The organism is Micromonospora sp. NPDC047644, assembly GCF_040704315.1.
Lineage (GTDB): Bacteria > Actinomycetota > Actinomycetes > Mycobacteriales > Micromonosporaceae > Micromonospora.
On the sequence record NZ_JBEYSY010000003.1, the window covers coordinates 269,895 to 286,901 of the forward strand.

At 69.9% G+C, this 17,007-nt stretch carries 14 protein-coding genes; 1 reads left to right on the top strand and 13 read right to left on the bottom strand.

What is annotated here, in order from left to right; genetic code table 11:
• Positions 1–268: 268 nt before the first annotated feature.
• The 10 genes from AB0877_RS07235 to AB0877_RS07280 form a co-directional block, all read right to left on the bottom strand.
• Positions 269–4,732: a hypothetical protein gene (locus AB0877_RS07235; protein WP_366607470.1), complete on the bottom strand. Its 4,464-nt coding sequence runs from the start codon at positions 4,730–4,732 to the stop codon at positions 269–271.
• A gap of 379 nt (positions 4,733–5,111) precedes the next feature.
• Entirely contained in the window at positions 5,112–5,573 is a 462-nt protein-coding gene (locus AB0877_RS07240; RefSeq protein WP_366607472.1) for a DUF4262 domain-containing protein, read from the bottom strand.
• A gap of 16 nt (positions 5,574–5,589) precedes the next feature.
• Entirely contained in the window at positions 5,590–5,958 is a 369-nt protein-coding gene (locus AB0877_RS07245) for a hypothetical protein (protein ID WP_366607474.1), read from the bottom strand.
• A 105-nt stretch (positions 5,959–6,063) separates the two neighbouring features.
• Positions 6,064–6,603, bottom strand: a complete 540-nt coding sequence (locus AB0877_RS07250; protein WP_366607476.1) for a hypothetical protein — start codon at positions 6,601–6,603, stop codon at positions 6,064–6,066.
• The gene (locus AB0877_RS07255; RefSeq protein WP_366607478.1) at positions 6,600–7,211 is read right to left on the bottom strand and encodes a hypothetical protein; all 612 of its coding nucleotides are present in this window, start codon (positions 7,209–7,211) and stop codon (positions 6,600–6,602) included. Before AB0877_RS07255 ends, AB0877_RS07250 begins: the two co-directional genes overlap by 4 nt.
• Positions 7,212–7,480: 269 nt before the next feature.
• Positions 7,481–9,118 carry a VWA domain-containing protein gene (locus AB0877_RS07260; RefSeq protein WP_366607480.1) on the bottom strand — a complete coding sequence of 546 codons (1,638 nt, stop codon included), beginning with the start codon at positions 9,116–9,118 and terminating at the stop codon, positions 7,481–7,483.
• A 32-nt stretch (positions 9,119–9,150) separates the two neighbouring features.
• Entirely contained in the window at positions 9,151–10,311 is a 1,161-nt protein-coding gene (locus tag AB0877_RS07265; RefSeq protein WP_366607482.1) for an AAA family ATPase, read from the bottom strand.
• A gap of 494 nt (positions 10,312–10,805) precedes the next feature.
• Positions 10,806–11,066 carry a hypothetical protein gene (locus tag AB0877_RS07270; protein WP_366607484.1) on the bottom strand — a complete coding sequence of 87 codons (261 nt, stop codon included), beginning with the start codon at positions 11,064–11,066 and terminating at the stop codon, positions 10,806–10,808.
• On the bottom strand, positions 11,059–12,201 hold the full coding sequence (locus AB0877_RS07275) for a DUF4314 domain-containing protein (protein WP_366607486.1): 1,143 nt from the start codon (positions 12,199–12,201) through the stop codon (positions 11,059–11,061). The genes AB0877_RS07270 and AB0877_RS07275 overlap by 8 nt, the downstream gene beginning before the upstream one ends.
• Positions 12,202–12,269: 68 nt before the next feature.
• Complete coding sequence (locus AB0877_RS07280; RefSeq protein WP_366607488.1) at positions 12,270–12,941, bottom strand: hypothetical protein; 672 nt, start codon at positions 12,939–12,941, stop codon at positions 12,270–12,272.
• Positions 12,942–13,147: 206 nt separating this feature from the next.
• On the opposite strand from AB0877_RS07280, the gene AB0877_RS07285 reads away from it, so the two are divergent.
• Entirely contained in the window at positions 13,148–13,987 is an 840-nt protein-coding gene (locus AB0877_RS07285; protein ID WP_366607490.1) for a DUF4253 domain-containing protein, read from the top strand.
• Here the strand turns inward: AB0877_RS07285 and AB0877_RS07290 are convergent.
• The 3 genes from AB0877_RS07290 to AB0877_RS07300 form a co-directional block, all read right to left on the bottom strand.
• Entirely contained in the window at positions 13,947–15,092 is a 1,146-nt protein-coding gene (locus AB0877_RS07290; RefSeq protein WP_366607492.1) for a M23 family metallopeptidase, read from the bottom strand. The genes AB0877_RS07285 and AB0877_RS07290 overlap by 41 nt on opposite strands.
• A 114-nt stretch (positions 15,093–15,206) precedes the next feature.
• Positions 15,207–15,620, bottom strand: coding sequence for a hypothetical protein (locus AB0877_RS07295; protein ID WP_366607494.1), 414 nt, complete (start codon positions 15,618–15,620; stop codon positions 15,207–15,209).
• Positions 15,621–16,335: 715 nt separating this feature from the next.
• Complete coding sequence (locus AB0877_RS07300; RefSeq protein ID WP_366607496.1) at positions 16,336–16,956, bottom strand: hypothetical protein; 621 nt, start codon at positions 16,954–16,956, stop codon at positions 16,336–16,338.
• Positions 16,957–17,007: the final 51 nt, after the last annotated feature.

Consider the following 17,007-nt stretch of genomic DNA (forward strand, 5'->3'; position numbering starts at 1 on the left):
GGCCGTCGGCGTACAGGTCTGAGTGCGTCAGTAAACGCCGCCTCTCACAGAGATCCACATGACGTCGAGGGCCTGGCGGCCGGCGTGGAGGCTCCTATCGTGACTGGAGACGGCCTTCGTCCGGCTACATCTGTCACTGCATCGCGGGCCGGGAGCGTGGGTCGCGGCATGAGAGTAAGCGAGATCAGGGCAGTAGCCTACGACTCGCGCTCACGTCCGAGATCACGCCACAATGAAGAAGCTTCAGTTGTTGCCGGTCCTCAGCCCGTCACGACTCGAACGTGAAGCGCAGCGCCTTGGCGTCGCGGATGCCTCCCAGATTGACGGAGCCCTGCGGAAGCACGCTGAGGTGGTTGAGCGGATCCGTGATGATCCGGACCTCCGGATCCTTGACGCCTTGCTCGACGTTTCCGACCACGACGAGGAAGAACTGCTCGGTCTCCTGGGCACGGCGGAACTCGGCGCTAGTTAGCGAGACGCTCTCGGGGATCGGCCCGGCGTGGACCTTGAGTTCGAAGAAGTTGTTCAGATCGTCGATCGCGTCAGCGCCGACGTTGCGTTGATGTCGGATGTCGACAATCTGTTCCTCGTCGCCTCCAAGTACGCGCCGTACCAGCGCCAGCCCGTCAGTTTCCCGCTCTGCCTCGGTGTAGTTCTTGGTACGTCCGCCACCCACCGATGGTTTCTTGGGGTTCGAGGCGTCGGGGTTGCGAGGCTTACCAGACGATGGCGTCGACTTCCTGCCAGCGGGTTCACCGTCGCCGACAGGCGCCCCACCGACGATCTCGCCGTCCTCGTTCTTCAGCTTAAGGCTGTCGGGGTCCACCAACTGTCTGGTCGTCTTCGGCTTGGCCTCGGTAGCCTTGGTCGCGGTAGCCGCCTTGCTGCGCCTAATGTCTGAAGTGCCCTTGCTGTTCGAGCGCCGGCTCTTGCCCTGCTCGGCCAACTCCCGCAGGAGTTCCTCGCTGCGCTCGTCGCGCTCCTTCTTGCGTTCGGCGTCTAAGCTCGCTGCCGTTGTGATCTCTTCCTCGCGGTGCCCTTCGAGGGCGACCGACCAGGCGGCCACCCAGTCGTGAGCGATCCGACGGGCGTCGCCGTCGAAGACGGATGCGATGGCGTGGGCACCCGAACTCGGGGAGCCAATCGCCCGATCGTCAGCGACGTAAAATACGCCGGCGGTTAGGTCGAACCAGGTGTCAAGCTCGACGGTTTCATCGAGGTCGTAGCTTGGCTCGACCAACCGGACCCGGAGCCGAGGCGACTGCTTGATGCTGACCGCCTCCAGTTCGCCCCACGAGACGCGCAGGCTCTGCTCAGCCTTGGGGTCGCTCAACGCAAGGTCGGCCCGGAGATTAGCGACAGCGCGGTAGAAGACTTGCGTGAGTTCCGCCTGGTAGGTCGCATCGTCCGGGTCGAGCACCTGCCCGTGGGGAGCGTCGAGCCGCGTCAGCCTGTATGCCTCAACCAGCGGATCGAGCTGGGTCAGCGACCCACCGGGGCTCCAGATCGGCACTCGAGGCTTGAGCACCTGAGCGATCAGCGCATTGCGCGTCGCGTAGACAGGTCGCTTTCGCTCCCACCGATCACCGACCCAGACAGATGCCTTCCTGAGCTTGGCGAGTTCGGCCTCAGGCGCTCCGACTAGCAGCCGGAGCGCTTCGAGCATGATCAGCTTTTCGTTTGGCTTCAGCGACTTCTTGCGCGCGAGTTCGCCGAGCACGCCGCGCGCGTCCTGGGGGGTTGGTCGGTGGATGGCAAGCAGCGTCCAGAGCGCGTCGGTGGCCGAGACTGATGGCACGAAGTCGCGCATGTCGCCGAAGATCGGCGGGCCAGCAAGCACCACGCTCGGTCGACGCCAACCGCCCCGGGTTGCGATCAGGCCGTCGCCGCGACCGAAGGCGTTCCGGGCTGCAGTTGCCGGCTGCCCGCCTAGTCGCTGGCTGCGGACCTGGGCAGCGAGTGCCTGGTAGAGCGGTGCCGCGAGATCCTCTGCCGCGTTGGGTGCCGAATTGGTCTTGGCACGTACTTCTCCAAGCTTCTGGATGAGTTCGGTCACCGTTGGGTCGCCGGCGACGCCGATGCGAGCGAGAACTTCGCGATAGGCCTCGTTGTCGAGGGCCGGGTTCAGGTACCGCTCCGGGTCGTCGCCGTAGAGCGCTACGGTCGCCGAGCTCTTGATTCGGAGCTGGTCGGGCGCCGTTGCCTTGTCCTCCTCGGACGGCAGCCACGCGATTGAGGCCGCGCTGCTGATCCACCAGGCATCGACGGTGCCCTTGTCCACCCAACCGTAGTGAGGGGTGGCCGCTATGACGCGCGAACGTTCGCGCAGACGATCCCAGGCCCGTGCGAGGGCGCCGAGCACAGCGCCCGCTCGCCGGCGCCGTTGGCCTGGGTCCTTCTCCTTCGCAATGCTTGCCAGGACCGCATCGAGGTCCGGCGCAATCCAGTCCCCAAGGGTGTAGGTCGCCTGCAGGTGCTGCAGTATCTCGCGACGGCGCGCCGGTGACCTGGCAGCCAATGCAGGTACGCCGGGGCGATGGTTCGAATACCGCGCTTGGTTGGCCGGGTGGCGGTTGATGCGAGGCGCTACATCGGCACCGAGCAGGCGGAACAAGCGCTGGGCGCCGATGCCGTCACGGCCGCCGTCGGTCCGGATCTTGTCCGAGTAGCGCCGGTCGATCCAGATCAGGCCCGGCGTCTTCCCGGCGGCCACGAACCAGGTGTTGACCTCGCGCTCAATGACGTAGGCATCGCACGGACGGGCATGGGTACTGTTCCGCTGACCGCTCGCGTCGTACATGACGGCATCGACCTTGACCGCCCGGCCAACGCCAGCGCCGATTGCTGGACGCTCGGCCTCTGGGATCGCTTCGAGTGCCCGACGAAGTCCGTCGACCTGGGCATCGGTCAAGGGACGTTCCAGAGGGGTTCCCGCCTTGCCAGCGTCCGCCAGAACGAACAGTGCGCCCGCGCTCGTCGCCGACGGCCGCAGCAACTTCCTCTCCTGGAGCCAGTCGCGGATCACGGTCCAGTGCGGCCGACCCATGAACGCGGGGTGTAGCCGTGCCCCGATTCCCAGCAGCTCCCAAACCGCGTCGGGATTCGCCGGGAGCAGGACCGCCAAGCCCTTTCGGCTCGATGGTGGCACGCGGACGCCGCTGTCAAGCACCAGACAGGCTCGTGAATCGAGTGCGGTGCCAAGGCCCGCTTCGACCGCGACTGCTATTAGATCGGCGACGAACTGTGGCGATCGCTGGTCGTCATCCAGCAGGGCGGTGGCGTCGGCAACGCTCACCCGGGTCGGCGTGGCGGCTCCTACGGCACGAAGGTCGTCAAGTACATCGCGCCAGCGGCCGTCGCTCGATCGCGCTGACTGGGCCAGCACGCCTGGCTGTCCCGACACCAAGCAAAGGTCCTCGGGGGAGAGGACTGGACTGAGCTCGGCCGCCTCGTAGACTAGATCGTCGAGCTGGTACGTGGTCCCTGTGTGGTGCAGGGTCAGGGCTGCGGCGAACTCGACGCGAGCCCTACGTAGTAGATGCTCTTCGAGGCGGGCTCGGAGCCGACCGGTTGTGCGTTGGTCTGCCTCGAACTCGGCCGTCGTCGGGACGGTCGCCCAGCCCTGCGCGGGCGCTAGGCGGAAGACGTCGAGCGCCGCGTCGCGCCAGAGATCGCTGAGTAGTGGGACGAGAGCCAGGTTCCAGTCGGTATCGGCGATATCGCGACGAGAAGGTTGGGGATCGAACTGCGCGAGAAGGCGGAAGGGCAGGCCGACTGGCCGAACTGGTAAGCCAACGTGGATGTGTCCGGTATCGCCTTCGAACATCGCGAACGCGAAGGCCATCGGTGTACGAGTGCCTTGCGCCTTCCCCACCCGCTCCACCTCGGCAGGTGAAGCGGCAATGCGGCTGTAGACCAGCCACTGACGGCCGTCGGCAGCCGTGACTTGGCGCCGAGACGTGCGGCCACCGGGAAGCTCCAGTGCGTCTTCAGGGCCGGACTCGAGCTGCAGTCGGACGACCTCGCGCTCCGACTCGTCGACCAGCCGGACCGTCGAGAGGTGGCGGAGGAAGACCAAGCCCGCGTCATCCCAGTGCCTGAGCCACTTCGCGGCGTCGTCGCTGTCGACAACGCCAGGGGGGAAGGGGATAGCGAACGTCGTCGTCGAACCGTCGGCCTGCGGCCAGGCGATGTGCTCGTTCAATGGCCGGATCGTGTCGGAACTGAACCGCACGCGGAAGTGGCCTTGATAAACCTCGAGGACGTCTGAGAGCGAGTGGAGCGTCTTCAGCCCGATGCCGAAGCGGCCGAGCTTCTCCTCGTCGGCGGCCTTGAGGCTGAGCCACGGGATAGCCAGCGCCCAGACGTCATGCAGGGTGAGCGCGGCCCCGTTGTGCGAGAACAGCAGCCGTGACCCTCGGCTATCGACCGCGATAGTGGTCTCGGTTGCGCCGAGGTCATCCGCGTTCTGAATGAGCTCAGCCAGCCCCTGAAGGCGGTCATCGCTGAGGTAGGCGGCACTGTCGCCCGCCCGCTTCAGGGCGGACCGGATCGACTTCGGCAGGCTGTGTAGCCGCTCGACCAGCGCGATGACGCCGGCGTCGGCCGCCGTCTCGTCCTCGGGTAGGAGGGCGACCGTGCGCGGCGTCTCAGGGTCATGATCGGCAACGAGGTGGGCTACCTCCGATGCTTCGTGGGCAGTGAAGAAGCGCGGCGTCAGCTCACTCGCCAAATCCACTCCCATTCACGTTGATCCAGCGTTGCCTGCTCATCCTCCCGCGCCGCACCGACAAGAGAATCGGCCTTACGGGCACGGATGACTGAACCCATGATCCACATCGACGCGATCAAGAACCAGAACCTGACCAAGCGCATAGCGGGCAATACCACACCGGCCTCGCGAGGAAGGCCTCTCTCGCTAAGGGTGTTTTCGGCGATCTTGGTTAGTAGGTTTCAGCGGCTGGGAAGCGGTCGCTGAAGGTGATGGCGAAGGCGTTCAACGCGGGTTTCCAGCGCATCTGGTGCTGCCACCTTTGTGGGCCAGCGGTTCGGTCGTGCCCGGGATCCGGCGTCTGGGGCGTCCGGATCCCGGGCGGCGCCGATTGGTCGCGCTACGGCTGGGCGATCAGGGGTTGTGCCTGCGGGTCGAGGTTGTACTCGCTGTCCCAGGGGAATCGGCCCTGCTGGTCGGGCCAGACGAGCTGCTGGAGGCGGATCTGGTGGCGGCCGTAGCGGGCGATCGCCATCCCGGGCAGCAGGTCGTCGGTGGGTGGCCCGTCGATGATGATCGCGTCGTAGCCGGCGATGAGGTCGCTGACGCGCTGGCCGTGGCTGAACCGTTCGGCCCTGTCGTAGACCCGGCGGGCGAGGTCGTTGAGCAGGCTGTGGGCGACCTCGGCCGGTAGCCCGGCGGTGATCAGTTCGGGGTGGTGGTGGGCGGTGAGTCCGACGGTGTAGGCGAACGGGGTGGTGGTGTCGGGGTCGTCGTCGGTGGGCAGGACGTGCGTGACGGCCCAGCCGATGGTGTCGATGATCTGTTCTTGGCGTCGGAGGACGTCGTCGATGTTCGGCATGGTGGGTGTCTCCTGGTTACTCGGGAGTAGGGGTGGGGTCCGGGTTGGGTGGTTCGATTTCGACGAAGCCCCAGAGTCGTTCCATGACTTGGAGTTGCCAGGTGCGGTAGCGGTCGGCGAATCCGCGGCAGACCGCGGGCGGGACTGGGCTTCCGGCGTACGGCAGGGTCGAGTGGCAGATGATGTAGCCCGCGTCGCCGCGCGCCTCGCTCACCATCTGCTTGAGCCGGCCGGGGTCGAGGTGCATCGGGTTGCCGGGCTTGAAGATGCAGGTGGCGCACTCGCGGGCGAGCAGGCGGGTTTTGCGCAGGTCCGGGTCGCCGACGTTGAGCTGGGCTGGACGACCGGTGGCCGGTTCGTCAGCGGACTGGGACGTGCTGTCCATCGTCAACTCCTTGTCGTTAGGGCGCGGGGCCCGCATCCGTGGATACGGGCCCCGCGAGTCGGGTGAACGGGATGGCCGGGCGCCGGGTGGGCGCCGGTGCGGTTGTCAGAGCTGCCTCAGCCAGGTCAGCACCGCGTCGATGTCGGCGCGGCGTAGCCCGTGGAACGGGTTGACCGGACGGGGCAGGGTGGGCGTCCCGCCGGCGGTGCGCTGGTCGGCGGTGAAGGGGGCCTTGCCGCCGAACTCGTCGTCGAGGACGCCGAGTGGCCGCCGCGCGACCCAGGCGTAGAGAGGGCCGAGTTTGCTCTGGTGGCCGATGCGGATCCGCCCGCGTGGACGGGGATGTGCGGCCAGGTGGCTGGTAATCCCAGTCGTGGCGCGATATTCGGCGGCGAGGTGGTTCCAGCTGGTGCACCACACCGGCTGGGAGTGGTTGGCCAGTTCCCGCAGCCACGGCCCGTGGTTGGGTGGGAGCCAGACAGTGCCGGTGACGTGCCGGCCGTCGGGGCTGGGCCCGTCGTAGCGGTGCGGCTGGTAGCCCAGCGCCATGGCGTGGGTGGGGTCTTCGGGGTTGAGCACGCTGTCGGCGTCGACGGCCACGATCGGTGCCAGCGCGGGGCGGGCCAGCGGTGGGGTGCTGGTCACGGCCGGGTCTCCTGGATGGTGACCGGGTGCAGGGGCACGGTGAGCCGGTCGGCGGTGCGGCCGGGGCCGTCGTCGGCTTGCCAGGTGTCGGCGGCGGTGTGGGTGGGGAACGGGCCGACGGCGGCGAGCCGGCCACCAGCGCGGTCGAGCAGTATGAGGACGGCGGTGCGGGCGTCGTCGAGTGCGGGCCGTAGGGCCGCGGCGAGGTCGGTGGGCAGGTCGACCCAGCAGGTGGCGGGCAGGGCCGTGGCGGCGGGATTGTGCAGCGGTGTGGGCCTGGTCGCGGCGAGGGTGGGGCTGTCGAGCGCGAGCGACGCCGCGTGGGAGTCGGCCGCGGTGGCGCCGCTGGTGGGGCCGTGCGCGGCAAGTTCGCCGCCGGTGTGGACGGCGAGCAGCGTGTATGGGTCGCGGATCTCGAGTGAGTCGAGGATCGCGAGGGTGATCGTGTCCCCGGTGTGCAGGTCAGCCAGGGTGAGCATCACCGGACGGCCGTCCGGGTCCCGGTTCCAGGTGATGACGTCGAAGTGTTCGCTGGCGACGTCGCCGAGGCGTCGCCAGGCGCGGTTGTCGGTGTCGAAGGGGTATTCGTTGTCGGTGTCGTAGCGCATGAGGTGAACTCCTTGTGATGGGCAACGCCGTCTCGCGTCCTCGCCCGGTCGGTCAGGGCCCGTCGGGGACGCGACGCATCCACGCTTCGATGACGGCGAATGGTCAAGTCGCGGACCGTCGGCGGAGAGCCGGCGGCGGGCCGCGCGATCCCGTGGCCGGGGTACTTCATGAGACGCCGCGCGCGGCGCTGCCCGGCCGCAGCTCGTTGCAGTGCCACACGCGGGGGTGCGACTAGTTGGCCGCCCGGACAGGGCGGGTCTGGCCGGGTTCAGGCCTGGGCGAGCGCCGTGACGGCGGCGTCGGCGATCGCGGCGATGGCGTCGACCGGGTCGGTGACGGTCAGGGTAGTGGTGTGCGTGAACGTGTTTCCCCAGATCTGGTCCGGGTCGGTTGGCTCGCCCGCCGTGGGCGCGTCGGCGGGGTGAAGCCACAGCACGGCGCAGCCGGCGCGATGCAGGGTGGTGACGAGGCGTTGGCCGGCGGGGATGTCGTCGAGGTAGCCGTCGGAGACGACGGCGAGCATCCGTAGGGTGCGGCCGTGGCGCAGGTCGAGAAGGTGATCGGCGACCTTGACCGCTTCGGGGAAAGTGGCGGTGGCGAAGTCGGTGCGCATGTGCAGCACCTGCTTCGGGTAGGTCCGTGGAGGTACCAGGATGGTGGTGCGGTCGCCGAAGCCGATGGTGGTGGTCGTCGCGTCGGCGCGGCGGGCGGCGTGGGCGAAGATCCACGCCGCGGAGGACATCGCCGCGGTGTAGCGGTCCATCGACCCGGACAGGTCGACCAGGATCGCCAGGTGTAGACGGGGTTTCTCGGGAGGTAGGTGGGCGCGTTGCTGCCACGGGGCGGCCGTTGGCAGTTGCCCGGCGGCGGTTTGCGCGTCGGCGGTGATGGCGTGGCGGGTGCGCAGCCGCCCGGGTGGGATCGCGGAGGGCCGCCGGCCGGGTTCGGGGTGGCGGGTGCGGGCCTGCCGCAGCCGGTTGGCGAGGTCGCGGGCCGCGCGGTGTTCCTGCTCGGTCGGGTCCCGGCGGTCCCACTCCGAGGGTGGGCTGTGCCGGCGGTCCAGCATCGCCGCGGCGTACTCGGCCGGGGTGACGCCAGCGGCGACGGCGAGGTAGTCGACGAGGGCCGCGGCGAGGCGGCCGGGGAACAGGCCGGCGTCCGATACGGGGGTGTCGTCCTGCTGGTCGGGGTCGATGCCGAGGACGTGGCACCACCGTCGGGCTAGGGCGATCATGGTGTCGGCGTCGGTGTCGTCGCAGGTGTGGGCCTCGCGCCAGATGTCGCGCAGGTGCCGTAGGCGTTTGCGTCCGAGGACGCCGGTGACCGCGGCCCGGATGGGGCGGACGTCCTTGCTGGTGACGATGCGGGCATCGACGCGGGCCAGCAGCAAGGCGGCGAGTTGCCCGGCGTGCCAGGCGTCGTCGACGGCCGCGTCGTCGGGGTGCAGGAGGGTATGTACGACGTGGCGCAGCCAGCGGCGGTCGCCGCGGCGGCGCGTGCGTTGGCGTCCTTCGGCCCGGGATTCCTCCAGTAGGTGGGCGACGTGGGCGAGGATCGGCGGGGTGCCGGGCGGGGTGCTCCAGCGGCTGTGCGCGGCGTGCGCGGCGCCGTGCACGAGAAGCCCGTAGCCGGTGGGCACGAGGCGCTTGTGCCGGGCCTTGGACGGGTCGGTGATGTCGGGGCTGTCGGCAATGTAGGTGGCGTCGACCTCGATGCGGTTAAGGCCGGGATAGAAGCGTTCGGGAGCGGTCCCGGCGGCGCCGGGGGCGACGAGGACGGTGAGGTCGGTGCGGCCGGTCAGCAGCGGGACGTGCTGGGTCCACGCCTGCGACCAGGCCTGCCATTCGGCGGCACCGTCCGGTGCCGGCGGTGTGCCGGCGCCCAGGTGGGTGTGCGGGTGTGACACGGGTTGGCTCCTTGCCAGCGGGTCGGATGGGGTCAGCGCTTGCCGAGGGCGAGCGCGGTGATGGGCGTGCCGGTGTGTCGGGACAGGGCGGCGGTGACGTCGTCGCGGGCGTCCTCGGGGGCGATGCCGGCGAGGTTGGCCAGGGCGGCGGCCATGCCCAGGTGGTCGCGGACGGTGACGAAGCCGAGCAGTTCGCGTAGCTGCGGCGCCCACACGGTCTTGCCGGCGGCGAGGTCGGCGTTGAGGTCGATCGCCGCGGCCACGACCTGCTTGGGGACGCCGAGGTGGCGGGCGAGGTCCCAGTCGGTGGTGACGTTCAGGTGGACGGTGAACCGGGAGGCCAGGGCCTCGGTCAGGACCGCCCCGTGCACGCCCGGGTTGTGGCCGGCGACGATGTAGAACCCGTCGACGGCTTCCACGGTCTCGTTGCCGTTGGCGGGGATGGTGATGACCCCGCGGCCGTCCATGGCTGGGTACAGCACGGCCAGGACGCGGGGTGGGATGAGGGTGGCGTCGTCGACCAGCAGCACCCGCCCGTCGCGCATGGCGGTGACGAGGGGCCCGTGGATGAACTCGTATCCGCCGCCGGGGATGGGGTTGTAGGAGCCGAGGAAGTCGTCGACGACGGTGTCGCCGGTGCCGGCGACGGTGAGCAGGTCGGGGAACGCGGCCTCGACCATGGCGGTCTTGCCGGTGCCGGGCGGCCCGTACAGCAGCACCGGTACCTGCTGGGCGCGCAGCCGCCGCAGTTCCTCGACGTCCCAGCCCCGCCCGAGCCGCCGCGGGTGGTACAGCGTCCCGTTCGGGCGCGGTACCGGGGCGGGACGGGACTGACGGCCACCACCAGTACCGCCGCCGGGGCGGGTACGGGGTGCGGCGGGTGGGAGGGTGCCGGCGGCGTCGACGCCGGCCTGGGTGATCTGGAATCGGTGGTGCGGGTCGCGGTGGTGGATGGCGTACCCGGCACCGGCCATCTTCTTCAGCGCCTCGAACACCGCCCCGGACGACGGTGCGCCGATCGCCCGGGTGATCTCGCCGACCTTGAAGATCTGGTCGGGGTGGTCGGCTAGGTGCAGGGCGACCTTGCGGTAGAGGTAGCCGGATCGGCCGGAGGCGGGCTCGGCGGTGCCGGCCGGGGATGGGTCGTTCTGTGGTGGACCGGGCGGCGGGACCGACGTGTGTGGTGTGGTCATGGGGTTGCCTCGATTCCAAGGGTTGGGCCCGCGCATCCGTCTCCGGTGGCGCGGGCGGGGGATACCGCACAGCGGAGACGGGTGGGACCAACCCCTGCCAGCCCGTCGGGTCGAGCAGCTAGGCGGTCACCCCCGGTGGGGTGGTGCTCAATGGCTTACGGCGACGTGTCGGGTCGCCGCTGGTGCGTGCCGTGGGGTCGTCGATGTAGGGCCGGCGGTGTCGGCGCCGACGATGGAACCCCTCAGAACGCAATCGATCAAGTCGAATTGGTGGGCGGACGCGGGAGTGCGAAGGGCCGGCTGACCGGGCGGGCACCCGAAGGCCACGGCGACGCCGACGGACTGGTCGCGGTCAATCGGCGCGACCCCAGTCGCCTCCGGGCGCGTCGCACTGGTGCTGTCAGCCGTCCGAGCCGCGGCCCGCCGAACCGTGGCTGTTCGGGCTGGCGAGGAGGCGGCCAGGCCGCGGCTGGTGCGCGGGCGGGGTGGCTGTGCTATTCGGGGAGATACACCGTGTGTTCGTCCGTATGGCCGGATCGGATGATCCGCTCCGGTGTCACGGAAATGATGTGTCGGCGATCGACGTTAGGCCACTGGTATCCGTCGCCGCCGAGGCAAGCAAGGGTGTACAGCGGCTCGTTGAAGCCGTCGATGACGACGTACAGGTGTGCCCCCATCTCTTGGATCAGGGTGGGCCCGACGCGGACGATCTCGCCCGGCTCCAAAGGCCTCTGCTGCTCACGCTCATCAAACATCGGCTGCCTCCTGCGAGTTGCTGCCTGAGACGGTGGAATTGGTGGCTGGCGGCGGTTCGGGGATCGAGCCGGCGATACGGTCGCAGGCGTACGGGTCGACGGCCTCCCAGCACCAGGTGCGGCCCATCACCACGTACCTGCCGTCGCCGTCCGGGGCGATGCGGTCGATGGCGTCCGGGTCGTCGGACATGGTGCGCTGGTCGGCGACGATGACGTCGCCGTCGAAGGACAGGTCGGCCAGTTCGGCGTTGACCCGACGGTCCAGTTCGTCTTCGGGCACGCCTTCGTTCCGCAGGCTGTGGCGGTACTGGTCGCGGTGTCGCTGCTGGTCGGCGACGATCGCCTCGGCCACTGCACGGGTGCAGGAGAACACCGCCCACCCGTTCCAGTGGTTGATCAGGGTGCCGACGAACCCGACCGCGATGCGGTCGCCGCCGTCCGGGCTGGTGGTCAGCGCCCAGTCGCCGGAGAACACGCCGACGTCGCCGACACGGACCCTCTCGGGGCGCAGGTGGGATACGTCGCGGCCGGTGGGGCTGGTCGCGAGGTGACACAGGTCGGCGATCCGGTCGGTGGCGGCGGTGTCGAAGGCGTCGCGGTAGACGGCCATCGCCTCGTCGCGCTGCTGGATGCGCAGCCCGAACCAGCCCGTGGTGTCGCCGGTGGCGTCGGCGAACAGTTCCCATCCGGCGGTGTCGACCGCCTCTCCAGCCGGGGTGTAGCGGGGTAGGGCGTCGAGGACGGCGGGATCTCCTTCGTCGAGGCCGGCGAGGACCCGGCGCGCGGTCAGGCGGGTGTCGCCGTTGGCCTGGGCGCCGATGGTGTCTTGAGCCCACCATTCGGCGGCGGTGCGGCCGGCGTCGGTGCCGGCGGCGCGCATCCGCTGTAGTGCGGCGGCCCATCCGGTGGCCTCGTCGACTGGCCCACCGGCGGGCGGCGGGGTGGTGGTGACCGGTTGGATGCGGTCGCCGGCGTCGAGGCACATGGACAGGGCCGACCCGCTGTCCCAGGTGATCTCGACGATGTTCTGCTGTTGGTCGTAACGGCGGACGGTGCCGGTGTCGCCGGGTCGCAGCTGGGTGTGCGTGTCGCTGGTGTGGACTAGTGCGACTCGCTGGCCGGGCTGGTAGGTCATGGTGCTCTCCGATCGGTGGTTTGATGGGACGCGGCTGATGGGCGGCGGTGGTATTGGGTCGGGCGTGCTCATTGGGTGCCGCTTTCCGCGTCATCCGGCGTGGGGGAGTGGGGTGACCAGGGCTTGCGGGTGATGCGGGTGCCGAACATCGGGTCGGTGGCGACCGAGGAGCCGCAGCGGGTGCAGCTGGTGGCGGTGTCGTGGCCGTAGCCGGCCATGGACGGCACCTCGACGTGGTCGATCTCGTCGACGGCGCCGCAGACGGTGCACACGGTCATCTCCGGGCCGCCCTCGTCGAGGGCGGGTGCGGTGACGAACAGGTCCTCGACCGGGTCGAGGTGGTGGACGCTGTGCCGCAGCCAGCGACCGTGGGCCGTCGCCTCGTGCACCACCAGTAGCCGCTGGTCGGGGCGCAGCAGGTACATCCACTCGTCGAACCCGTCGAGGTCCTCCCGCAGCGACCCCTGCCGGATGGTGTTGTTCTCGGTGACGGCCGGGTAGCCCAGCCCCGCTACGGGCGGCTGCCGGTGCCATCGCCGAGGTCTGGGGTTGACCGCGAGGCTCCACCAGTTGCGGGCCAGCAGCGCGGCGGCCATCGCGGCGGTGTCGCGGCCGAACGTGTCGGCCCAGATCCGGCGCAGCAGCGGCACCAGGACCTCCGGGGCCTCGCCGAGCTGGATGGACCGTGCGATGTACCTGCCGCGAAACGCGGCCACACCGATCAGTACGGGTGTACTCACGTGCATCTCCTCAAAGGACGTGGGGGTGCGCGGCCTCCCGGGTGGGACGACCGCCGATGCTTGGACGACATGGACCCGCCGGTACTGCTCGCGGCCGTCGCGGGAGACCGCAGCACTCGAACCGCGCGATGTGCCTTCCAGCGGCCACCGGTGACAGAAGTGGCGGCTCAGGCGGGCATGTCGGTGGAGGGAACTACCGTGCTCGTATGGCTGCACGGATGGACGACGCCGGCGACATCGCGACTGCCCTGCGGGGGACTGCTCTTGAGGGCCACCGCGTGGGCGAAGGCCTCGGCGGCACCTTCCTGGTGGAGCAGGTCGATCCCGTTCGGCTACTCGACGCCTGGCGGGCTGCTCATGCGGCCATGCCGGCTACCGGTCGCTGGCCCGTCTTCACGCTGCCGGGCGACCTCGACCACGAACCAGATGCTGATGAGCTCGCCGACCTGGACCGGATGGCACGGACGCTAGATCCGTGGTCGGTGTATCAGCGATACGGCCGCGAGGACGCCCAGGACCACGCAGACGTGGAACGCTATGTTCGGGCGTTTCTGGGTGACGACATGGTCGCCTCGGCACTCGAGCAGCTGGCCCTACCCACGACCTCGACAGCGCTGCAGCGGTGGACCTATGACACCCTCCTCGCCGACCCGAAGCTCGCCTCCCGAGCCTTCAATGGGCACGAATACCTCGTCGGCACGAGCAGATGGCATACCTGGCTCGAGGTGCAGCTGGTGCTGCTGCCCACGACGTCGCAATGGCTGGCCCCCGCCTGGGTGCCCTACTTCGGAGCCGCCCTCGACAACGGCATTCCAGCGTTGGCAGCGGCCATGTGGCAATGGGATCAGCGGTGGGGCGGTGCCCTCATCGCCGCCTGGGGAACCATGCTGCAGCTCACCGCGCAACGCCGGCCGCAGCCCGGCCCGCAGGCGTGGGAGCTCGCCGGGCAACAGATGGCCGTCGGTGGCAGCGTGCAATGCGAACAGTGGCAACTCGCGATCGCCCTTACCCGAGGCGACGCATGGTTCCTGCACGACCGCCCCTGATCAGTGCCTCATCACCGTCTGCCCGCCTGAGCGGGGCGTTCTGCGCGGCCATGAAGGGCACCGGGTCGATCGCGCCGTTCGGACTCGCATCGCCGTGGTGGTGCACCTCGTAGTGCAGGTGCGGGCCGGAGCTGTGGCCGGTGGAGCCGACGACGCCGATGGGCTGCCCGGCGGCGACCGGCTGCCCGACCGTCACCAGCGGGGGTTGGTCCATGTGGCAGTAGCGGGTGAGCAGGCCGGCGGGGTGGTCGATGTCGACGTACCAGCCGCACCCGCGCGTGAGGTTGGGGTGGCCGTCGCGGTCGCAGCCCCAATCGGCGCCGGTGTCGGCGTGGACGGCGTTGCAGCGGACGGTGCGGACGGTCCCGGCGGACGCGGCGCGGATGGTGGTGCCGCGCGAGGCGCTGAGGTCGACGCCGTCGTGACCGGGCCGGTCCGCGCTACGGAAGCCCGACCCGACAGGGGCGAGGACCGGCTGCGTCCACGGACCGGTGGCCCCGCACCCGGCCAAACCGTCGGTGGGTAAGCCCGTGGTGTCGGCGATCGCGGTGACCAGCTGCGTGGCCGGTTCCTCCCATGTCGCGTAGGCGTCGGGGAAGGCGCTGACCTGCACGCCCTGGGCGGCCTCGGTGAGCGGCATCGCCTGCCAGCCGCGGATCGTGGTCAGCTTGTCGAAGAACTTCTCCGACGCGTAGTCGGGGTCCTGGAGCTGGGCGGGGGTGCCCCACCCTTGGCTGGGGCGCTGCTGGAACAACCCGACCGAGTCGCGGTCGCCGCCGGGCAGGTTCCGCAGGCTGCTCTCCTGCATGGCGGTGGCGACCGCGATCACCCAGCCGCGCGCTGGCAGCCCGTGGCGAGCGCCGGTGGTGACGATCGCGGCGGCGTTGCCGACCTGGTCGCTGTCCCAGTCACCGATCGCCGGCCACAGGACCGGCGGCCCGGTTGGTGGCGCCGTGCTGTCTGACGTGGACGCGGGAGTGGTGACCATGGGGGCGCATCCGGTGGTGGCCGAGCCGCCGGCGAGGAATCCGCTGAGCCCGCCGGCGCAGAGGATGAACACGGCGACGAGCGCCACCGCGACTGACACCAGAGATCGAAGCGTCACGTCGGCCCCCAGCAGCCGAGGGAATAGGTGAGGTCGGGCTCGCGGTAGGGCGTGCAGTGGCGCCGGACGAGGGGAGAGGCGTGAGCGGGCATGACTGGTCCTCCTCGTTGCCGGCTAGCCAAGGCGGTGGACACCGACCGGATCGCCGTCGCCGGTGTGCACGGTGACGGTGTCGTCGGCCGGGCTGATCACGTAGATCCACGAGGCGTCGAGGTCGGCCGCGCGGCTGAGTGGGAAGACGGTGGCGGGCTCCGGCTCTGTGTCGTCGAACGTCACGCCCACACCGCCGACGGGGTGCTGGTGGGGGAACGACCGGGTGTCTGGGGTGACGTCGGATCCGAGGTAGTACCAGTCGTGGCCGAGGACCGCCTCGATGAGGGCGTGAGTGTCGCGGCGGGCGGTGGTGGCCCAGATGCGACGTAGCTGCGCGATGAGCGCCAGGGGGTAGCCGTCGAAGTGGACGTAGCGGGCGTGGACGATGCTCGGCTGGGCGGGATCGATGGCGCTGACGTAGCAGATGGTGCCCACGGGTCATGTCTCCTCGTCGTCGTGGTGTGTTCGGGTACGGCGACGACCGCGCGGCCGTGGTGGGCCACGCGGTCGAAGGTCGTGGGCCCCCAGTCGGGGGTTGGGCGGAGTTGGTCGTTGCGTCAGGGCTGCCGCTACGCGGCGTAGGCGGTGGTCAGGGCCGCGCCGGGGACGCGGCGGGGCAACCGATGCGGGACCCGCGGCAGTAGGTGCGTGGCAGCGGCGGCGAGACCGTTGGCGAACCAGCCGACGAATCCGAGGGACTCGGGGGCCGGCCGTTGTGGTGTGGGTTCACGGACGGGTGATGGCTGTGGCGGTGGTGTGGCTCGCGCGGCGCGCATCGCCCGTTGTGCCTGCCTGGCGGCCGAACACGGCCCGCTCTGGTCGGCGCACTGCAGGTTGACGCACCGGTTGCCGGGCCTGGGTTGGTGGGCGGTGAGGACGTCCACGGCCAGCCGCCACAGCAGGGGGTCGGTGACGTCACGGGGGAGGACGGCGCGGTGAGACGGTCGGGTTCGGCTGCGGTCAGACATGGCGGGTGACCTTCCGTCGGGGAGTGGGGCAGGGGCCACCGTCCGGGTGAGGGTCGGTCGTGTTGTGCCTGATGGCAGCCCCGGACAATGACCTGACTGATCGACGCGTCCCTATCGATTAAGGTCAAGTCGTCTGCCTGGGGTGGTGCCGTAGGGCTTCGGGGTGAGGCGCGCGGGTGAGGTCAGGACCCGTGCTGCCGGCGTGGCGTCTGCGGCCGCCAAGGGGCTGTCGGCGTGATTAGGCCGGGCCTGCTGGTGGTCTGGACGAGACGCGTCAGTGCGCGGCGAGTTGCCGGTGCGTCGTGCTCGACGTGGTCGTCGACGCGGACCACGGGGTGCGCTTCGCCCCGCAGCCTCGTTACCCGGTAGTCGCGGCGGTCGGCGTCGACCGCGTCAACGCGGCGGATCTCGTGCAGGTTGTTGGAGTCGACGAGGACGTCCTCGTAGCAGACGGCCCAGGCCAGCAGGCGGAGTCCGGGGGTGGGATCGGTGAGAAGGTCCGTGATCAGGCCGACGTCGACGCAGGCCGCGAGGGTGGGCCGGGCGACCGGCTGGTTGATGTCGAGTGCGGTGGTGAGGTCCGGTAGGAGGTCGGCGAGTCCGGCGCGGTAGCGGCCCATGCGGGTGTCGTTGAGCGGTAGGTGCACGGCGCGCATCTGGCGTTTCGTGCCGTGCGGTGCGGTTGGGGCCGGCCGGTCCTGGACGAGTAGCAGGAGCGGCGGGCGGCCCCAGCCGAGCAGGTCGGCGTTGGCCTCAATGTGCAGCAGGCACTCGGTCAGGGTGTGAACGGCGTGGAAGGACATCACGAGGATTCGGCTCCTGACGTACGCGAAGCCCCGCAGGCCGAATGGCCT